Source organism: Streptomyces sp. NPDC005955, assembly GCF_042871255.1.
GTDB lineage: Bacteria > Actinomycetota > Actinomycetes > Streptomycetales > Streptomycetaceae > Streptomyces.
This window is the reverse complement of sequence record NZ_JBIAIF010000005.1, coordinates 211,485-231,111: the sequence shown is the minus strand read 5'-3', so window position 1 is coordinate 231,111 and position 19,627 is coordinate 211,485. Positions and strand designations below refer to the sequence as shown.

Here is a 19,627-nt window from a genome sequence, read left to right as displayed (position 1 = left end):
GGGACGGGACGCCCGGGAAGAGGGGGAGCAGATGAGCTTTCGGGGCTCGGAACCACCAGCGGAGGGCGCCTTCAGGGAGACCCGGCAGAAGTGGCTGGAAGCCCGGGTCCAGGACCTCACCAAGGTCCTGGAGAGGGACGGAGCCCAGCTGTACGGCCTGCTGCCCGCCGATCTCGGCGATCAGTGGTGCGTCGCGGCGGCCACCACCGCCCGTGTGGCGGCGGACCACGCACGGGCCCGGCCCGTGGGCGACACGGTGCGCTGGCTCGAACGGCTGATCCCCGGGAGCCGTCCCCGGGATCTGACGGCCGCGGTGCAGGAGCTGCGCGGCCGGCTCGTTCCCGGGGACGAGCCGGCACTGTGGTCCTGGAACGCGGGACCGTGGGCGGACCTGCTGCTGTGGTGGTGGGGGCGCAACCAACCCGGCACCGCGCAGCGGGAGCGGGACGTCGCCGAGTGGGGTGCGCGGTGGTCGGTGGACGTCCGGTGGGACGGCCCCCACGACGACCCCGAGCGGGCGCCGCGTCGCCACGGCCGGGAACTCCTCACCCTGGCGGGGTTCTTCGGCCAGGAGCCCGAACCGCTCGGCCTGCTCGCGCGGGCCGTGCTCGACGCGCCGGAGACGACCGCCGAGGTCCAGGACGCCGTCCTGCTGCGTGAGGAACACCTGCGGGGCGCCGGGCACCTGACGTGGATCGCCCAGCAGCAGGCGTGCGTCGAACAGCTCGAAGCCTGGCGACGCGTCCAGCAGGCGGCGGGGTCGGACGCGACGCGCGGCTTCCTCGCCGAACTGTCCGAGGCCGTCAAGAGGTACGTGTCCGTCGTCCTCCAGCCCGTGATCGACGCACTGTCCGACTGCGAGCGCGCCCTCCTGAGCGACAGCCGGCACGGACCACGACGTTCCGCCGCCGACTACCTGGACGCCTTCCTCGACTTCCTCGACTGGCAGGGCGAAGCCCCGGACGAGGAGGGGGCCGTGTCCCGGGCGGCGGAGTTCGTGGCACGCGGCAGGACCACCTGGCACGGGATGGCGGGTTCCCTGCCGGTCTGGTACCACGTCGTCACCTCCCCGCAGGAGAGAGCGGCGGCGAAGGCGTACTCGGGAGCGCCGTCGCCCTCCGTCCTGCGCGTGAGGACCGGTACCGGACCCGCGCAGGAGTCCTCCGGCCCCGTGCACGAAGGGTGGGGCGGGTCGGCGGAGTCCGCGCCCGAGCCCGAGTGGTACCCGGAACCCGGCATCGACGTCCCCTACGACGGCGGCAGCGCGTTCGACCTCGGTGCGCTGCTGGCCGTCGCCCGACTCGGGTACGCCCGACTGGAGTTCCTCACCGTGGGGGCCGACGGCGGAGTCCGGCGACTGCGTACGGTCCTCGCTCGGGTCCGGGAGGAGGACCGCCTCGGCTGGCGGCGCTGGGCACTGGCGGCCCTCGCCGTCCTCGCCCCCGAGCCCGAGGACCTCGCCGACGCGATCACCCGGCAGGGTGACGACGGTGGCGCGGATCGGGGGCCGGACGGCGACGAGGGTCCCCAGGAGCGCGGGACGCCCGAGGACCGCACCGCGGCGCGCCCCGCCGCCTCCGGTGGCCTGCCGCCCGCGCTCCTCAGCCGGGTCAGGGCGCTGTTGCGGCAGGCCGAGGACCCGGGCGTCACCGAGCAGGAGGCGCGCACGTTCCTGGACAAGGCCACCGAGCTGATGGCCAAGTACGGCATCGAACAGGCCATGCTCGACGACGAGGTGAAGCCGGACCGGCCGGTGGACAGGGTCGTGGACGTGCACCCTCCGTACGTCAAGGAGGGCCGCCGACTGCTCAGTTGGATCGCGAACGAGATGCGGTGCCGTGCCGTGTACCCCGGCGGCAAGGAGCATCGGCACCGGGTGCACCTGTTCGGTTTCGAGGCGGACCTCCACGCGACCGCGGTCCTCTTCACGAGTCTTCGCCTCCAGATGCTGAGCGGGGCGGACGCGGCCGACGCGCGGCACCGGCCGCAGGGCGAGGACGCGCGGGCGTACAAGCGGTCCTGGATGCTCGGGTTCATCCGTGAGGTCACCACCCGCATCGGTGCGGCCCAGGGGGCGGCGCGGGCGGCCGCCGACGCCGAGCGGCAGGCCGATCCGCTGCGGACGGGACCGGGCGGCCGCAGTGTGGCCCTGGTCCTCGCGGACCGCTCCGTCGTCGTCGAGAACCGGGTCTCGGCCCGCTACCCGCAGCTCGCCAAGGCGCGTCCGACGAAGTTCAAGGGCACGGGATACTGGCAGGGGGTGGCCGACGGGAAGCACGCGGAGATCGGCGGGCCGACCCTCGCCGAAGAGGAGGACGTGGCGCAACTCGCCCACTGAGTGCGGTCGGTGGGGCGAGAGTCGGCGAGACCGCGGCCCACGTCGGCTTGTGCAGCGAGAGGGGTGGCGCGTGGTGAAGACGGACGGTACTCCCGTCACGGTCGCGGAGTTGCGGCAGGAACGTCGGCAGGGGCGGTGGATCGTCGCCGCGGTCATCGGCGTGTTCCTCGCTTGCGCCGGCGCCGTGCTCGGCGCGGCCGTCTGGATGGTCGACGACGTGTCGTCGGACCTGGTGGACAAGGAGATGACCTGTTGCTGGGAGGAGGGCGCCACTCCGGCCTGGCTGAGCGAGCAGATGGGCATCCGCATCCCCGGGTCGGCCACGGACCGGCGGGCGGGGTACAAGGTCGGAGAGCGGTACGACTCCGCGCTGTTGGCCTTCGTCATGCCCAGCAAGGCGGCGGACGCGTACACGGAGCAGTTCGTCGAGGAGGGCACCGAGATGATCGGGAACCACCACCCGGAGGAGAAGGACTACCGGCCCGCCGCCGCGTTCGGCCGTCTCGGGTTGGCGGAGCCGGAGACGATCGTCCGGGGCATGCGGATGACCGGGCTCTGCCGCGGTGACGTGGACACTCCCGAAGGTCGGCACGTGCAGCGCTGCGTCGACCTGTTCGTCCACGAGTTCGCGCCCGGCACCACGCGCATCTACTTCCGGTCGACCATCGAACCGTCCCTGACCCCGCCTCCGGCGAGCCCGGGCGGCTGAGGTCGCGAGGGCCCTCAGCCGTGCGGGTCCATGGACCGCAGCAGTTCGAGGAGTCCCTGCGCGGGGAGCAACTGGTCGTCGGTGACGGGGTCCGGGCTGAAGTGCATCAGGTCGTTGCGGAACTGGCGGCACTCCTCCAGCGCGGTCAGGAAGTGCTGCTGGTCGATGGCCCAGTCCAGGGAAGCCCAGTTGTCCGCGTCCTTGAACAGGTGGCCGTACGCTCCGAAGGTCAGGTTCGCGGCCGAGTTCACCCGGGTGGCGCGCCGCCCGGGGACCACGGCGCGGATGCGGTCGAGCGGAATGCACCGGTCGACCACACGACGCAGCCGCTGCTCGATCTCCTCGACGAGGACGAACGGGCGCACCCGCGTGCCGAACTGCACGGTGAGGTCGGAGGCGGTGACCAGACCACAGACCTTGTGGTCGTGATCGCGTACGAGGACGTAGCCGGATTCCTGGATGGCGCCGATCCAGTTGAGCAGGTCGTCCGACCGGTCGGCTTCCAGCCCTCTGACCGTGGCGGCCTTCAGGTCGGCCCGGGGGTCGGCCAGGTGTGCTCGCCCGACGGATTCCCAGCTGACGACGCCGCGCAAGCGTCCGTCCGGGTCCAGCACGGGGAGTTGGCTGTATCCGCGCAGCACCATCAGCGTCATGGCGGTCTTGACGCTGTCCCCGACCCGTACGCACTCGGGCATGCGGTTGGCCGATTCCAGGTTGCTCACCCGGTAGGCGACGGTCTGCGCGGGGGATTCGGCGTCCGGCAGGTGGCCCGCCGCGTGCACCGCGCTCTGGACCGCGGACGTCAGGCTGCCGGTGCCCGTGAGTCGGGTCACGGCGCTGGTTCCCGCCTCGTCGGGTTCGGCGCCGCCCGCCAGGACCGCGATCTTGCTTTCGATGCTCCCCTCGGTGAAGGGCGGGACGGTCACCAGGCCCCGCTCGTCGAGGTCGCTCTTGATCTGCTCGACCGCGGCCGGGTAGCGGCGCTGCGCCCCCCAGACGGCGAGGAAGTCCCGGATCGACAGGGTCAGCGGCTCGTCGGCGGCGCGCCGACGCACCTCCTCGTACAGCTTGGTGGGCTCGGTCAGACCGGCGGCGAACTCATCGGCATCCGGGCGCCCCGGGTCGGGCTTGCCCTCCGCGAGCGTAGCCACCCGCTCCGCGGCCCCGAACCTGCTGAGCTCGAACACGGTCAGCAGCGATCCCATGCTGTTCTGGAGGTCGGGTTGGATCGACTGCCGGTCGATGCCCTTGATCAGCCACTGCACCCGCCGGACGTGATGCGGACCGTCCGTGACCTCCCCCCGGTACTCGTAGCCGCCGGTGACACGGCCGATGGCGACCAGCCAGGACTTCAGCGGGAGCACCACGAGGTCCCCGGGCTGGATCTCGTGGACGAAACGGTAGAGCTGCCCCGTCCAGTTCCCGACGGTGTAAGGACCCTCGTCGGGGTACGCGGCGGCCACCGCGGCCTTCACGTCCTCCCGCGTGGTGACGTCCGTCAGGTCTCCCAGCCCCTGCCACCCGACGAGGAGCACCCCTTCCTCCAGCGCCGTCTGCTCCCGCTCACCGTTCTCTCCGGCCCGAACCACCCAGGTCCGCATAACGGCCCCCTCCCCGAACAACGCCATGACGCCCGAATCGCGAAGCGCGAACATACGTGCCCCGCCCACCCTCATGCTCGCATTCCAGCCACGCGGAGAATGTGTGCCTCCGTTCCCGCACGACCGTTTACGTCGTGATCCGTTTCCGTAGACTGAACGGCAGCAGTGCGGCCGGGGACCGTGACGAGAGCGTGGGGGTACGAGAGCGCCGATGGAACCATTGGACTCCGAGAGGGACCCGCGTGTGCTGGGACCGTTCGAACTGCTCGCCCGTCTCGGAGCGGGCGGCATGGGCGTGGCGTATCTGGCTCGTCGGATTCCGCTGGACGGTCTCTCGGACGAACTGACCGCGATGTACCACCTGATCGAGCCGGACGAGGGCGCCGACGCCGGTGAGTCCCGGCTCGCCGTGGTGAAGATGATCCTGCCGCACCTCCTGGACCGGCCGGGTGCGCGGGAGCGCTTCACCCGGGAGATCGATTCCGTTCGGGCCGTCGTCAGCGACCGCGTGCCCGCGCTGCGTGCCGCGGACACCGACGCGGTGGAGCCGTGGTTCGCCATGGACTACGTCCGCGGCCCGTCCCTCACCACGATGGTGCGGGAGGCCGGCCTGTTCTCCGTCGGTCCGTACGCCGCGCTCGGTCTCCACCTGGTGGACGCCCTGCGCGCCATCCACGGCACGGGCCTGCTGCACCGGGACCTCAAGCCGGACAACGTGGTGCTGGGACCCGACGGGCCGGTCGTCCTGGACTTCGGGCTCGCGACCCTCATCGAGCGGCGCACCAGCCAAGCCATCACCGCCCCGGGGGAAGCCTGGGGCACCAAGCCGTACATGTCCTACGAGCAGCTCCACGACTTCCCCAGCGCCGGGCAGCCGACCGATGTGTACGCGCTCGGGGCCACCCTGTTCTTCGCGTTGACGGGGAGGCCGCCGTACCCCCAGGAGCCCCTGCTCACCCCGCCGAACTGGCAGGGCGTCGCCGCGCCCTTCCGCCCGCTGCTCGCGCAGATACTGGTGGACGTCCCCGCGCGCCGTCCGGACCTGGCCGCCGTGGAGATGGGGTTGCGGGCCCTCCTCCACGAGGCGGAACTGACCCAGGAGCTGGCGTTCGCCCAGCTGCGGGCCCTGGTGGACCAGGCCGACCTGGCTCCCGAGCTGCCCGCCGCAGCGCTCCCGGACCGTGCCGACCCGCTGGTCAGGGACCTCGCCCAGCGGGCCGTCGACGCGGGCGCCGCCCCGGACCGGCCGTGGGCCGAGGAGCCCTCCGGGGGCCTGCCGAGCGAGAGCGCCGGTTTCTTCGGCATCGTCGACACCGACGAGATCGAGCGGGCGGAGGACGCCGCCGACCAGCAGGAAGCACCGGCCGCATACTCGCCGACGCTCGTCGACGAGCCACCGGCGCAGCCCGCGGCACGGCCGCCGGGCCCGGACCACGCACCCGACGACGCCCCGGCCGCGCCACGACCGGCCGCGGCAGCAGCCCCCGCCACCAGCTATCCGCTGCACCCCCCTCGACCCGCCGAGGAACCGCCCCCCGGCGTTCCGCGTGCCGCACGGCGCGTCGCCGAGCGGCTACGGACGACGTACGCCCACAGCGGAGAGCTGTAACCGAGGACGGAGCCCGGACCGGGGCGTGGCGCACCGCGCCCTCCCCGGCGGCCCCGGTGCACCCCGGAGCCGTCGGCCCGGCCGCGTGGCCCTCCCGGTCTATTTCCGCCCGGCCTCTCCGGAGCCCTAGGCTTCGGGGGCACGTGCCGCCGACGGCCACGCCCCCTGCTCCGTCCACACCGCACCAGCGCACTCCCGAACGCCCAGAGAGGACCCGCACGTCATGCCCGACACAGTGCCCGGCAGCACCGAGGCCTGCCCCGCCGCCCAGTCCACGGCGGCATTCGAGGGCGCCCCGCCGGCCGGCGCGATGATCGAGGTGCGGGACGAGGAGTGGATGGTCCGCTACAGCAAGCAGGTGCGGCCCGGTGAGTTCCTCGTCCGGGCGGTCGGCGCCTCCGACCTGGTGCGCGGGCAGGAGGCCAGGTTCCTGGTGCCGACGATGGACCGGCATCGCGTGCTGCGCCCCGAGGACACCGCACTCGTCGGCGACCGGTCGCCGCACTTCCGGCGCAGCCGACTCTTCCTGGAGGCCGTGCTCCGCAAGACGCCCCTGCCGCAGACCGAACGCCGTCTCGCCCTCGCCGACGGGTTCCTGCTCGACCGCATGGACTACCAGCTGCGGCCCGCCGCGAAGGCGCTGGCCAACCCGTTGCGGCCACGGCTGCTGATCGGTGACGTCGTGGGGCTCGGCAAGACCCTGGAGATCGGGGTGCTGCTCAGCGAGCTGATCCGGCGCGGCCGGGGCGAACGCATCCTCGTCGTCACGCCCGCTCCCGTGCTCGAACAGTTCCAGCACGAGATGTGGACCCGGTTCTCGCTGCCGCTGGTACGGCTCGACAGCGCTGGCATCGCCCGCATCGAGCGGAAGATCCCCGCCGGCCGCAACCCGTTCACGTACTTCAAGCGCGTGATCATCTCCATGGACACCCTCAAGAACCCCCGGCGCTACCGTCCCTGGTTGGAGAACATCCAGTGGGACGCGGTGGTCATCGACGAGTCCCACAACCTCATCAACCAGGGCAGCGACCGGCGGGCCCTCGCCGACCTGCTGGCCGAACGCACCGACGCCCTCGTCCTGGCCAGCGCGACCCCGCACAACGGGGAGATGCCCGCGTTCACCGGACTGATGCGCCTGCTGGACCCCATGGCGGTCAAGGACCCGAAGAACCCCAAGGCCGAAGAGCTGGACCACCTGATGTTGCGCCGCACCAAGGTGAGCGCCGAGGTCGCCGAGCAACTGGCGGACCAGTGGGCGCCCCGCGGCGGCTCCCACCCGGTGCGCTGCCCCGCGAACGCGCGGGAGGAAGAGGTCTTCCAGGAGCTCGCCCGGCAGTGGCTGAAGCGCCCCGACCTCCCCGTCACCAGCACCGAGGACCGCCTCTTCCCGTACGTCCTGCTCAAGTCGTTCCTCTCCTCGCACCGGGCCCTCTTCGCCACGGCCCGGCAACGGCTCCTGCGCTCCGGGCACCGCCTCCCCGACCACCACACGATCCACGACCCCGCTCCGGCCGACACCGAACCGCGGACCCCGGAAACCGCCTCCCTGCTGCGCCTCATGGAACTGGCCCGGTCCATCGAGCGCGCCTCCGCGGGGGACGCCGGGCTGGGCGCCACGTCCAAGCTGAAGGGGCTGGTCGAGGAGCTGACCCGGATCGGGGTGAAGGCGGGCAGCCCGGTCCGGGCGGTGGTCTTCTCCGAGCGCCGCGAGACCCTCGACTGGCTGGGGAAGGTGCTGCCCCCGCTGCTCGGCTGGCCGGACGAGACGGACGCCAAGGCGGCCGTCAAGGTGCTCCCCAGCACCGGGGTGTCGGACCGGGTGCAGATGGAGTACGTGGACGAGTTCGCGCGCGTCGCCGGCGACGTACGGCTGCTGCTCACCGGCGACGGCGCCTCCGAGGGCGTCAACCTGCACCGGCAGTGTCACCACCTGATCCACTGGGACCTCCCCTGGAGCCTGATCCGGGTCGAGCAGCGCAACGGCCGCATCGACCGGTACGGCCAGACCCGGCCGCCCGAGTTCCGCGCGATGATCCTCGAATCGGGCGTCGACGGCGCCCTCGACGACACCGACATCGCCGAGAAGGTCCTCGCCCGCGAGGAGAAGGTGCACACCATCCTCGGCGCGGTGGAGGCGGCGACGAAGGAGAACGACGGCGCCCTCGAAGAGAAGCGCGTGATGGAGGCGCTGCTGCGGGGCGAGGCGCCGCGCCAGGCCGTGGCGGACCTGGAAGCACTCTCCCCGGACGGCGACGACGACCCGGCGGACCTGCCGCTTCCGCAACGGCTGAACGCCGAGTTCGGCGCGGACGGCGACCCGTTCGACGACGCCGGCTTCGACTTCGACGCCGACGACGACGAGCCCTCCGGCTTCGACTTCGACACGGCACCGGACCCCGAGCCCGCCCCCGACGCCCCCGCGGAGCCGGCGCCCGGCGCGCGGACCGCCCCCGCACCCCTCCGCTTCGTCGAGGAGCTGCGCCTGTTCAAGGACCGCCGGGACTACGTCCTCGCCGGCCTCGACGAACTGTCCGACCTGAAGACCTTCCGCCTGGACACCACCGTCAACGGCACCGACCTCAGCTTCGACACCCCGGAGGACCTCGCCGACCGGCTCGACGTGCTGCCCGCCGGCTATCTGCGCGACCAGGGCATCACCAGCCGCATGAAGCTCACCTTCAGCAAGGCCGACGCCGCCGACTCCCTGAAGCGGGCCCGCGAGGCCGCCGACTCCTCCTCGCTGTGGCCGGACGCCCACTACGTCGGCGAGCTGCACCCCGTCCTGGAGTGGATCACCGACAAGGTCCTCGTCCAACTGGGCCGGCAACAGGCACTGGTGATCCAGGTCGACGGCAGCCGCGTCCCCGACCCGGTGTTCCTCACCCAGGGGGTGTGGTCCAACCAGGACGGCCGCCCGACGGTCGTCGCCTGGCTGGCGGTCGACCGGCTGGGCCGGCCCGGCGAGGAGCCCCGGATCAGGCAGCTCAGCCGCGCACTCCTCGCCGAGCTGGGGCTCGGCCCGGACATGCCCGACCACTTCGCCGAGGGTGATCCGACGGCGCTGCGGCGGCACGTCCCCGACGCCGTGGCGGCCACCCGTGCGGAGATGCTGCGGCGGTGCGCCGAGGCCGAGCAGCGGGTCGACCGCCCCCTGCGCGAGTACGAGGACCGGGTCGGCCTCTGGCGCCAACAGCGCCTCCCCGGCTTCAGCGGTGGTCACACCGCCCGCGAGCGGGCCGCCGAGCACCTGGAGGAGGCGGCCACTCGACTGCGCACGGCGGGCGACCCGATGGTCCGGCTGCTGGCCGTGCTGGAGCCCAGCGCATGACCACGACGTCCCGATCCACGACCGACGCGATCCGGCAGGAGCAGCACGCGTGAAGTTCGACGCTCTGACCAACGAAGGCGAGTACTTCCCGCCCTTCTACCTGGACGAGATCCTGCCCAAGCAGCTCAAGACCGGCCTGCTGAAGGAGTGGGCGGCCGAGGAGCGCCAGGGCCGCCCCACCCCGCGCCAGGGGTTGCGGGACCTCACCGGCCGCTACCTGGACGTACGCCTGACCGTGGGCGGCGAGGCCGGGAAGCGCAATCCCCTCACCGACCCGGCGGGGATCGCGGCCCAGCAGACCGCCACGGAGGCGCTGAAGACGCACCCCGGCTCCGACGAGCCGCCCGCCTTCCAGCCGGCGACCGCGCCGCGCGCGCACGGCGACGCCCCCGAGGACGTCTGGCGCGCGGACCTGGCCGCCTGGCACGCACGGGTGCTGAGCGCCCTCGGCTTCACCCCGAGCCCCGGACACCTGACCGCGCACGGCGCCGCCGGCCCGGTCGCGGTCCCCGTCGCCCACAGCGAACCGGGCATCGCCGTCCTCACCGGCGGTTTCGCCGACGAGGTCGACGCCACCCGCGCGGAGGGCTCCGCGAACCGGCTGGCCGTCCCCGTCCGGGTCGGCTCCGGCAAGACCCTCACCACGGTCACCGACCTGGCCGCCTGGCTGCTGTCCACCGAACACGCCCCCCGGTACGTCCTGCTCCTCTTCGGCGGCATGCTCGTCCTCGCCGACCGGGAGAACTACGCCCGCGGTCGTTTCCTGGCGGTCAGCCTGGAGGTGGCGCTGCCCCGCAAGGGGCTGAAGGGCGCGACGGCCGGCGAACTCGACGTGATCGCCGCACTGTTCGGGGCACGGTCGCTGCGCCCGGCCGAGGACGGCGGGGACGACGACATCGCCCGTCTGGTGGCGGAGTCCCGCGACCACTCGGTGGGCGTCACCTCGGACCTGCGCGAAGGCCTCAAGAAGTCGGTCCAGCTGATCGCCAACGAGGTCCTGGAGCTGGCCGGCCACCAGGGCGTACGCCCCGCCGACTTCCCCGAGTGGCTGCCGAACTCCCTCGCGGAGCCGGGCGCCCTGCCGCGGCTGCTGACCAAGGAGTCGCTGCGCTACCTGTACCGCATCCTCTTCCTCCTCTACGCGGAGGCCCGCCCCGAGCTGGACATCCTCCCGATGCGGAGCGAGGAGTACGCCTCCGGCTACAGCGTGGCCCGACTGCGTGAACTGGTCGTCCAGGAGAAGCTGTCCAGCACCTCGCGCGACCGCCACCACTTCCACGACTCGCTCGACCTGCTGTTCGAGAAGGTGTTCACCGGCCACCCGGTCGCCGACACGGTCAGCTCGCGCGAAGCGCTACCGACCGCGGACGACGACGAGTCGCCCGCACTCGCCGAGGACGACGGGTACGAGGGCGTACGCATCGAAGCGCTGCGCTCACGCCTCTTCGACCCGCGGTCGATAAGGCTCGTCGACCGCACGATCACCCATCCTGACGACCTCGCCGCCGACGGCACGCCGGTTCCCGGTGCGACGCGCCGCCTCGACCTGCGGTTGCGCAACAAGGTCCTGCACCAGGTGCTGCGCAACCTGACCTTGGTGGAGGGTCGGGGGCGCGGTGGACGCGGCGGCTTCATCTCCTACGCCAACCTCAGCATCAACCACCTGGGCGCGGTGTACGAGGGCCTGATGTCCTACACCGGGTTCATCGCGGACGAGCCGCTGTACGAGGTCGCCAAGGGCGGTGACCCGAGCGGCGGTTCCTGGCTGATCCGGGCTAGCCAGGTCAAGTCGGGGCGCTACCCGAACGACGTGTTCGTGACGACGGAGGTCAACCCGGAGACGGACGAACGGGTGCCGGTGCCCCGCAAGGTCGACTCCTACGTCTACCGTCTCGCCGGCCGCGACCGTCAGACCAGCGCCTCGTACTACACGCCCGAGTCACTCACCCAGGCCACCGTGGAGCAGACGCTCCGCTTCCGGTTGGACGAGAACGGCGAGGCCGACCCGAAGGACCCGGAGAAGGCCTGGGTCAACGCCGCCGACGTGCTGCGCTGGCGGGTGTGCGAACCGGCCCTGGGCTCCGGCGCGTTCCTCAACGAGGCCGTCAACCAGCTCGCCGAGTTGTACCTGAGGCTCGCCCAGCGGGAACGCGGCGTCGACATCGACCCCGAGGACTACCAGCGCGAGTTGCAGAAGGTGAAGGCGTACATCGCCCTGCACAACGCCTACGGGGTCGACCTCAACGAGACCGCCGTCGAACTCGCCGAGATCTCCCTCTGGCTCAACACCATGCACCGCGGCATGAAGGCCCCCTGGTACGGCCTCCACCTGCACCGCGGGAACTCCCTGATCGGCGCGGCCCGCAAGGTCTATCCCGGCAACTCCCTGAGCAAGGGCGGCTGGCTGACGGCGAAGGCTCCGCAACGGCCCCGGCACGCGCCCCTGGCGGAGAAGCTCCGGGCCCGGGAGGTGCACCAGTTCCTGTTGCCCGCGATGGGGTGGGGTTCCATCGGCGAGAAGGTCTCCCTGCGGACCGTCAAGAAGGGCACCCCCGACGAGACGGTCAAGGCCGTGGTCGACGGCGACGTCGTCGACTGGCTGGAACCGCAACTGGTCGACGCCCTGCGCAAGTGGCGGTCCGCGATCCGCCGCAACCCGAAGGGCGACCCCCGACGCGCGGCACCCAAACCGAAGGTGGCGCCGACCCAGGAACAGCAGGTCGAACGGGACGAGGCCCTGGGCCAGGGCGCGTTCGACCTCGGCCTGGACATCTGGGAACAGCCGACTCTCGGGATCTCGTCGGCGAGCAGTGGCAGTGACGCCGGCACGCCCCGGGCCAAGGCCCCGGCGGCGCCGGCTGCCGCCCCTTCCGACGACGAGGGCGAGCCCGGCCCCCGGACGCAGACGGGACGTCTCATCGGCCTCGCCCGCCGTGTCGAGTACCTGTGGGACCTCGTGGTGATGCGGCTGACGCTCTCCGAGCAGGAGATTTCCCGCTACGTGAATGTGTGGGGCGCGGCGGTGCCTCCTCAGGCCCTGGGGCCGGACGGCAAGCCCCGACCGCCCCGACCCCCGATGGACCGTGACGCGGTCCTGGAGGCGCTGCACCGCACGGGTACTCCCTACTGGCGCCTCAAGCAGGTCATGGACGCCTGGTGCGCGCTGTGGTTCTGGCCGCTGGAGGAGATCGGGCTCCTGGACGGCACCGACGAGTTCGAGTACCGGCCCGGTGGCGAGGACCGCCTCGCACTCCCCAAGGGCCACGCCCGGCGCCGGGTCGCCCTTCGTTCCCTGGACGACTGGCTTGAGTTCGCCGAAGCCGTACTCGGCCGGGTCGACGTGGACACGGGGGAGGGGCAGCAGGTGTCGCTGCTCTCCTTCGACGGCGTCGGCGACCTGAGCGAGCTGGACGAGAAGGAGACGGAACTCGACGACAAGATGAGCGAGGCCACGATCTGGGCCCGGCCCGTGGACCTCGGGGACAAGTTCCCCTGGTACGAGACGGTGGAACGGATCGCAGCGAACCGGGGCTTCTTCCACTGGGAACTGGACTTCGCCCACGTCTTCAAGGAGGGCGGCTTCGACCTGATGGTGGGCAACCCGCCGTGGGTCAAGCAGGAGTGGAAGGAAAGCGGGGTCCTCGCCGAGTTCGAGCCGTGGTTCGAGCTGGCGGAGAAGCCGAGCAACGCCGCCTGGGACGAACGCAAGGACGACGTCATGGGCTGGTCGGGGGCTCGGCCCGCGTTCCTGGGTGAGCTGTCGGACCATGCCGCGATGTCCGTGTTCCTGGCTTCCGTGGACACGTACCCGGAGCTGGTGGGGACGCAGCCGGACTTGTACCGCGCGTTCATGCTGCTGGGGTGGCGGGCTGTGGGGGAGCGGGGGACGGCCGGGCTGATCCATCCTTCTACGCATTTGACGGGGGCGAAGGAGGGGGCGCTGCGTGCAAAGGCGTATCGACACCAGCGCTTGCACGTCGACTTCGTCAACGAGCTGTACCTATTTGCGAAGCCCGTGGATCATAGCACTCATTTCAGTCTCAACGTGTATGGGAATGTGCGCGAGATCCAATTTCAGCACTTGAGCTGGGTAGTTCACCCGTCCATTGTGGGTGCTTCTTTGCGTCATGATGGAACGGGTGAGATTCCGGGCATTAAGTACAGGGGGACTTGGGACCGGAGGGCGCATAGGGATCGCGTGGTGGCAGTTAATCGCGCCGCTCTCGGAAAATGGCAAAAGCTCTCAGGTGGGCGCGACTATTCCTCTGTGGATGCAGCGAAGCTCTTGTTTCCGGTGACAGCTTCAGAGGAATCTGCTATCGCGGCGCTCGCGAATTGGTCTATCCGGCTCGGTGATCTGAGCCCACAGATTAGTCCCGGATTTCATGAGAAGAACGACCGTACAGCGGGATACTTCACTTGGGACTCCGGGTTGGCGGAAACTTGGGGTGATGTAATCCTTCAGGGGCCATTCTTCGGCATCGCTACCCCCTTCGCTAAGCATCCGATCGAGGGAGCACGCACTTCGCTTCAGATGGAGCCGTGGAGTCCGGGACAGCTTTCCCTAGAAACCGTGCCGCGTACCAACTACCGACCCGCTGGAGACCGTTCGCGGTTCGTAGCCGCTCAAGACCGGTGGGTGAACCATGGCAAGCTTGCGGAGCTGTGGGGCGACCCTGCTGCGGTCGCGGCTGCGGAGTCCGACATTAGGGCGGCTGGGCTTGAGTTGGGAGAGGGGGACTTCGCTAGAGCTGTCGAGGCGCGACTCCAGGCGGCGAGTATGCGGCCGTACTCGGAGTTTTACAGGGTTGCTTGGCGCGAGATGATCGCATCGAACACGGAGCGGAGCCTGTTTGCGGCACTCATCCCACCGGGTGCCAACCACATTCACGCAGTGCGTAGTGCCGCACTCGCTTCGCGGAGCCTCACAGCCCTCACCGCAGGTTTCTTCGCTTCACTGCCCCTCGATTACTTCCTGCGGAGTTCGGGTCGCGGTCACCTGGACACGTCCGACGCCAAGGTCATGCCAGCGCCTTCGCCAGGTCATCCCCTGGAGGCCGCCCTGCTCCTCCGCACTCTCCGGCTGAACTGCCAGACGAACGCGTACGCCCCGCTCTGGGAGGAGCTGTACGACTCCGCCTGGCAGCGGGACAGCTGGGCCGCGGCTGAGCGATGGCCAGAGGGGACGCCCCCGCTCGCCGACGGGGTGGGCACCGAATGGGTGTGGGGCACCCCCCTCCGCGCGGAGTTCGCCCGCCGGGCGGCCCTCGTCGAGATCGACGCCCTCGTTGCCGTCTGGCTAGGGATCAGCGCGGACGAGCTCGTCGCGATGTACGACGCCCGGTTCCCCGTGCTCCAGCAGTACGAGGACAACATGTGGTTCGACGCGACCGGGCGCCGTATCGCCAAGGCGCACCAGCAGCACGGCTACGGGCAGCCCAAGGACGCGTGGAAGCAACTGAGTGCGCCCGAGACGTTCCCGAACGAGTACGCGGTCCCGGAGGGCTACACGGGACCCCTCTACCGAGCCGACCGGAAGCAGGAGATGCGGGCCGCGCACGCGGAGTTCACCCGGCGGCTGCGCGAAGCCGGTTGGGAGCCCGGGGACACGAGCCCTCCGGAGCACACCGACGCCTGACCCGCAGTAGCGCAAGAGCCCTGCCGCCCGACGAGGACGGCAGGGCTCTTGCGTACGTACGACCGTCAGGCGTTCCGCTCGGACGAAGCGAGGTCGACGAAGCCCGCCCACGCCTGAGGTGACACACGGAGGATCGGCCCGGTCACGGCCTTGGAGTCCCGGACGTGCACGACTCCCGTACTGGCGGCGACCTCCACGCACTGCCCACCCTCGGTTCCGCTGTAGCTGCTTTTGAACCAGGCGAGGCCGGACGCAGCGGTCGAGGACTCAGCGATGTTCATAGCTCTCCCAGCAACCTCTCGATGAACGCCAGTGACTCTCGCGGAGCGAGAGCCTGCGAGCGGATGATCCCATAGCGCGCCCCTGCGAGGACCGTCTGTTCCGGGTCGGTCTCCAGTGTGCTGGTTCTGTGTGCCTCTGAATACACGAACTTCTTGCCGTCCTTGCGCGTGACCACGGTGAACGGCCCGTTTACTCCCGGGTTATCCTCGCAGGTGAGCGGCATGAGCTGGATTTCGACGTTCCCTCTGCTCCCGATCAGGAGCAGGTGTTCCAGCTGTCCGCGAAGGACGCCAACTCCGCCGTAGCGGTGCCGTAGTACCGCCTCGTCGATCACGAAGCTCAACAGCGGTGTAGGTCGCCGCTCGAAGATGTCCTGCCGTGCCAGCCGAGCGGTCACCCGTTGCTCGATCGTCTCCTGGTCCAGGAGCGGGCGTCGCATAGCCAGCAATGCGCGCATGTACTCCTCTGTCTGAAGCAGCCCGTTGACCACGAGGGCGTCGTACGCGAGGAGTTCGACGCACTCCTTCTCCAGCGCCGCCATGCCCTGGAAGAACACCGGGTACTGGGCGCGTTCCACCTGGTCCTTCCACAGGGTCAGCAGGCCGCCCGCGCCCAAGACCTCGTCCGCCTTGTCGATCGTCCTGGGGGACGGAATGCGTCGGCCCTGCTCGAAGGACGCGACGCTGGACGCCGAGTACCCCAGGCGCCGGCCGAACTCCTCGCGTTCCAGGCCGGCCCGTAGCCGTAGGGTCTTCATGCTCTGCCCGAAGGCCAGGACCACCCCCTGGCCGGAACCGTCCGCCGCGCGACCGCCCGCTCCGTCGTTTCCGTCCCAACCGTCCCCGAGGGGCGTCCTCTTCTCGTCCGTCGTCATCGCGGCTCCGCCCTCGTCGTCCGTGCACCCGGTCATACCGCACCCCCGTTCACTGGTATCGCCCTCGCCTGCACAACGCCGTTGCCGGGGACGACGTCACGCCGGGCGGCAGGGGCGGACTCGCCGTCACCGCCGAACTGAACCCCGGGTCAGAGCTCGGGAGCGAGGACCGTGAGACGGAGCAGGGCGGCGACGGCCAGCGCGACCGGGAACGCGTACCACCAGCTGCGCAGCCACTCGGCCTTCACGCACGCCCACGAGAGCAGTGCGGTCACGACGGAGAGGGCCAAGCCGATGCCGGCCGCGAAACCGGCGTTGGTGACGGCCTGGTCGTCCCAGGGGCCGTCCGGTTCGACGAGGTAGGCGGTGAGGACGACGTAGCCCGTCACCACGTGCCCGAGAGCGAGGAGGACGGCGCACACGGCAGTGCCCACCCGGCTCGGTGGTCGGGGCGGACGGCTCCCGCGCACGTCGATCGCCGGGCCGCCCGTGCTGCCGCTCATCCAAGGGCCTCCTTCGCCTGGTCCAGCTTCTGGTCGAAGCCGCGACCGTACGCCTGCGCGGCCTCGTTCTCGTAGTGGGGGCCACCGTTGTAGCGAGCGGCGAGTTCCTGCATCTGGGCGCGGGTCATCTGCTCCGGCGGCACGTCGGCGAAGCCGCTCTCGGCCTTGAGCTGTGCCAGGTACTCGGAGGCGATGAAGATGTTCTTCGCCGGGTCCTTGGCCGCGGACACCACCTGGTCACGCTGCATGTCGGTGAGGTGGTGCGGGTCGTACCCGAGCACTTCGGCGGCACGCCGGACCTGGATGGCCAGGGGACCCATCGAGGTCAGGTCGGGGTCCTCGCTGCCGGGCAGGACCTTGCGGCCCTCGTAGGCTGCATCGTCGAGCCAGCCGGGATCGCCCTCGACCTCGTTCCAGGCGATGCCCGCAACCATCTCCGGCGGCAGGCCCGAGTCCGCTGCGGCGGCCCTGATCAGCTCCTTGTTCGCGGAGACGTACTCACGGCGCCCGTCGTCCGAGTCGGACCACAGCCAGTAGTTGTTGCCCTGCCCCTCCGGAAGCCCGTCGACCCGACGTGCGATGCGCATCAGCGTTTCGGAGACCACGACATCGGAACGGACCGTCGGGATGGTGTCCACCTTCGTCCCCGAGCCCGGCAGTTGGACATGCGGATTCCCACGCGCCTGGCTCGCCTCCTGCCGAAGGGGCCCGAGGTCCTTGAGGAACTGCTCCGGGTCGGGGACGCCGCCCTTGAACTCCGGGATGCGCCGGTACGCCGCCTTGATGTCGGCGACGCACTGCTCGCGGGCCGCGGACTCGACGCGGAGGGCGTCTCCGTAGTGGCCCTTGGTCTGCCCGTGATAGCGCTCGGCCTCTTCCCGGATCGCGTCGATGTCGATCGTCAGCTCGGCGAAGAAGTCCATCACTCCCGTGGTGCCGCGCAGGTCCTCCCACTGCTGCAAGGGCTCCGCCGCGCGCGCGGTCGGGGTGACCGCTTCGGCCTCACGGGACATCACCGCGGCGAGCATGGCCTCCGTCTCCTTGCCGTTGGCGTAGTGCCCCTGGGCCGTGGTGACGGCATCGGCGTACCAGGCGAGGGCTGACGCAACGGTACGGAAGGCCTCTGACAGGGCATCGGCGAGGCTCTTGCTCTCCGTGAGGCGCTTGGCGTAGAGGTCGCGGCCCTCACTCTCCCACGCGACCCGAGTCGCCTTGTGGAACGCGCCGTCGGTCGACTCGATCAGGGTGTGGAGGCGCCTGAACTCGGCGGCGTTGCGCTCGATGAGCGCCGGGTTCGCATCGTCGAGGAACTCAACGTCCGCACGGTAGGTCATCGTCGCTCACCTGTCCTCAGGGGCGATGTAGCGTCCGCGGTCGAGTATCGCGTTCAGTTGCTTCTGCACGTCCTGGTCGACCGTCGTGTAGACGTTGCCGGCGGACTTCAGCTTGGTGGACAGCGCGGCGAGCAGGGCGACCAGGTCGGTGTACTGGTCCTTGGCGAACCGGGCGAAGACGTCGACGTTCGACGCCACATCGACGTGCGCGCGCGGGGCGCGGCACATCGTCGCGTTCTCCCCGTCCATCCGGCCCTCGTGGAGAAGCCCCGCGATCTCCAGCAGCAGATGCGAACTTCCGTCGATCGAGGATGCGTTCGCTGAGAATCCGTCGCCGTGGCCGCCCGGTGCGCCCGGACGGCCACCGTCGGTCGGCAGCTGGTTCAGCCTCGTCCGAGCGGATTCCTGTTGGCGAGCGAGTGCGGCGGCCTTCAACTCGGCCCATTCCTCTGCGAATGACACGGATGCGTCTCCCCCCGTCGAGCCGTGACGTGAGCGAACGGGTGCGGCCCGTTCGTGCCCAGCCTGGCACAGTCCCCTCGCGGCGAGAGCGATCGTAGGCCGATGTGTGGACGCCGCTCCCGCACCCCGCCACCCGCACGTGTCGTCCTCGCCTGCACAACGCCGGCGTCGGGGACGACGTCACGCCGCACGCCGCGTACACGTGTCGCCGTCGCGCGTACAGAACGGTGCGTGAGAGCGGTGAAGCTGGTCACGCCGGGCGCGCGGCGGAACCGTTGGCGGCATGATCCATGAACCGGGCGAATTCCGCCGTGCTGACCGCTGCACCCGTGCCGTGCGCCCCTCGGCCCCTCGGTCCGTCCCCCTCCGGCTGGCGTTCGCGATGCGCTTCACCTCCACGGCGCGCGGCGCCCGTCTCGCCCGGCGGCTGGTCGGGCACCGACTGGACGCGTGGGGCGTCCCGTACGGGAGCGGGCCGCACGAGGCGATCGTGCTGGTGGTCGCCGAGCTGACCGCGAACGCCGTGCGGCACGGCCACGTCCCGGGCCGGGACTTCGACCTGTGCCTGCGCGTGGTCGACCCGGGACGGACCGTGCGGATCGAGGTCACGGACAACCGGTCCGGGCGGGTGCCGCCCCGGCCGGAAGAGCTGTGCGCGCCCGGCGACGAGGACACCGGCGGTCGGGGGCTGCTCCTCGTCGCCGGTCTTGCCACCCGCTGGGGCTGGCACCCGCGGCCCGACACCCCTGGCACAACGGTGTGGGCGGAGTGCGCGTTGCGGGAGGTCCGCACCGGCCGTCCGGCGGGGGAGGCCCGCGAGCACGGATGACGTGGGGCGCGGCCCGTCCCAGCGATCTTCGCAGCGCCGGGGTGCCCTGTCGGTGCCCGGTCGTAGAGTGGAGCGCGATCAGTCCCGGCCGTGAAGGGTGCGGCCGGGGCGGTCGGAGCG

The 19,627-nt window shown here is 70.9% G+C and carries 12 protein-coding genes; 6 read left to right on the top strand and 6 right to left on the bottom strand.

All coding sequences use genetic code 11. The features are described from left to right. Positions 1 to 31 precede the first annotated feature (31 nt). Together ACFYOU_RS15465 and ACFYOU_RS15460 are read left to right on the top strand one after the other, a co-directional pair. Positions 32 to 2,338 carry a DUF2786 domain-containing protein gene (locus tag ACFYOU_RS15465; protein WP_391306060.1) on the top strand — a complete coding sequence of 769 codons (2,307 nt, stop codon included), beginning with the start codon at positions 32 to 34 and terminating at the stop codon, positions 2,336 to 2,338. A gap of 70 nt (positions 2,339 to 2,408) precedes the next feature. Beyond that, positions 2,409 to 3,047 carry a hypothetical protein gene (locus tag ACFYOU_RS15460; RefSeq protein WP_391306059.1) on the top strand — a complete coding sequence of 213 codons (639 nt, stop codon included), beginning with the start codon at positions 2,409 to 2,411 and terminating at the stop codon, positions 3,045 to 3,047. 14 nt (positions 3,048 to 3,061) lie between these two features. Here the strand turns inward: ACFYOU_RS15460 and ACFYOU_RS15455 are convergent, their stop codons facing one another. Further along, complete coding sequence (locus tag ACFYOU_RS15455; protein ID WP_391306057.1) at positions 3,062 to 4,648, bottom strand: CBS domain-containing protein; 1,587 nt, start codon at positions 4,646 to 4,648, stop codon at positions 3,062 to 3,064. 244 nt (positions 4,649 to 4,892) lie between these two features. Between ACFYOU_RS15455 and ACFYOU_RS15450 the strand changes: the two genes are divergently transcribed. The 3 genes from ACFYOU_RS15450 (at position 4,893) to ACFYOU_RS15440 (ending at position 15,223) form a co-directional block, all read left to right on the top strand. Next, a complete protein-coding gene (locus ACFYOU_RS15450) occupies positions 4,893 to 6,257 on the top strand; it encodes a protein kinase (protein WP_391306055.1) in 1,365 nt (454 codons plus the stop codon). Positions 6,258 to 6,480: 223 nt separating this feature from the next. Continuing rightward, complete coding sequence (locus tag ACFYOU_RS15445) at positions 6,481 to 9,585, top strand: SNF2-related protein (protein WP_391306054.1); 3,105 nt, start codon at positions 6,481 to 6,483, stop codon at positions 9,583 to 9,585. Positions 9,586 to 9,634: 49 nt separating this feature from the next. Beyond that, positions 9,635 to 15,223: an Eco57I restriction-modification methylase domain-containing protein gene (locus ACFYOU_RS15440; protein ID WP_391306053.1), complete on the top strand. Its 5,589-nt coding sequence runs from the start codon at positions 9,635 to 9,637 to the stop codon at positions 15,221 to 15,223. A 65-nt stretch (positions 15,224 to 15,288) separates the two neighbouring features. Here the strand turns inward: ACFYOU_RS15440 and ACFYOU_RS15435 are convergent, their stop codons facing one another. The 5 genes from ACFYOU_RS15435 to ACFYOU_RS15415 form a co-directional block, all read right to left on the bottom strand. Next, the gene (locus ACFYOU_RS15435; protein ID WP_391306051.1) at positions 15,289 to 15,504 is read right to left on the bottom strand and encodes a DUF397 domain-containing protein; all 216 of its coding nucleotides are present in this window, start codon (positions 15,502 to 15,504) and stop codon (positions 15,289 to 15,291) included. After that, a complete protein-coding gene (locus ACFYOU_RS15430) occupies positions 15,501 to 16,379 on the bottom strand; it encodes a Scr1 family TA system antitoxin-like transcriptional regulator (protein WP_391306319.1) in 879 nt (292 codons plus the stop codon). The genes ACFYOU_RS15435 and ACFYOU_RS15430 overlap by 4 nt, the downstream gene beginning before the upstream one ends. Before the next feature lie 149 nt (positions 16,380 to 16,528). Further along, a complete protein-coding gene (locus ACFYOU_RS15425; RefSeq protein ID WP_389766008.1) occupies positions 16,529 to 16,882 on the bottom strand; it encodes a hypothetical protein in 354 nt (117 codons plus the stop codon). Further along, the gene (locus ACFYOU_RS15420; RefSeq protein WP_391306049.1) at positions 16,879 to 18,216 is read right to left on the bottom strand and encodes a hypothetical protein; all 1,338 of its coding nucleotides are present in this window, start codon (positions 18,214 to 18,216) and stop codon (positions 16,879 to 16,881) included. Before ACFYOU_RS15420 ends, ACFYOU_RS15425 begins: the two co-directional genes overlap by 4 nt. A gap of 6 nt (positions 18,217 to 18,222) precedes the next feature. Next, positions 18,223 to 18,678, bottom strand: coding sequence for a hypothetical protein (locus ACFYOU_RS15415; protein WP_389766011.1), 456 nt, complete (start codon positions 18,676 to 18,678; stop codon positions 18,223 to 18,225). A gap of 382 nt (positions 18,679 to 19,060) precedes the next feature. Here ACFYOU_RS15415 and ACFYOU_RS15410 point away from each other — a divergent pair, with 382 nt between their 5' ends. After that, positions 19,061 to 19,507, top strand: coding sequence for an ATP-binding protein (locus ACFYOU_RS15410; RefSeq protein ID WP_389766185.1), 447 nt, complete (start codon positions 19,061 to 19,063; stop codon positions 19,505 to 19,507). Positions 19,508 to 19,627 lie beyond the last annotated feature (120 nt).

Excerpts from the sequence above, each read along its gene's own strand:
- ACFYOU_RS15465 (WP_391306060.1), top strand. The coding sequence starts at position 32 with ATGAGCTTTCGGGGCTCGGAACCACCAGCGGAGGGCGCCTTCAGGGAG.
- ACFYOU_RS15445 (WP_391306054.1), top strand. The coding sequence starts at position 6,481 with ATGCCCGACACAGTGCCCGGCAGCACCGAGGCCTGCCCCGCCGCCCAG.
- ACFYOU_RS15410 (WP_389766185.1), top strand. The coding sequence starts at position 19,061 with ATGCGCTTCACCTCCACGGCGCGCGGCGCCCGTCTCGCCCGGCGGCTG.
- ACFYOU_RS15435 (WP_391306051.1), bottom strand. The coding sequence starts at position 15,504 with ATGAACATCGCTGAGTCCTCGACCGCTGCGTCCGGCCTCGCCTGGTTC.
- ACFYOU_RS15420 (WP_391306049.1), bottom strand. The coding sequence starts at position 18,216 with ATGACCTACCGTGCGGACGTTGAGTTCCTCGACGATGCGAACCCGGCG.
- ACFYOU_RS15425 (WP_389766008.1), bottom strand. The coding sequence starts at position 16,882 with ATGAGCGGCAGCACGGGCGGCCCGGCGATCGACGTGCGCGGGAGCCGT.
- ACFYOU_RS15430 (WP_391306319.1), bottom strand. The coding sequence starts at position 16,379 with ATGACGACGGACGAGAAGAGGACGCCCCTCGGGGACGGTTGGGACGGA.
- ACFYOU_RS15455 (WP_391306057.1), bottom strand. The coding sequence starts at position 4,648 with ATGCGGACCTGGGTGGTTCGGGCCGGAGAGAACGGTGAGCGGGAGCAG.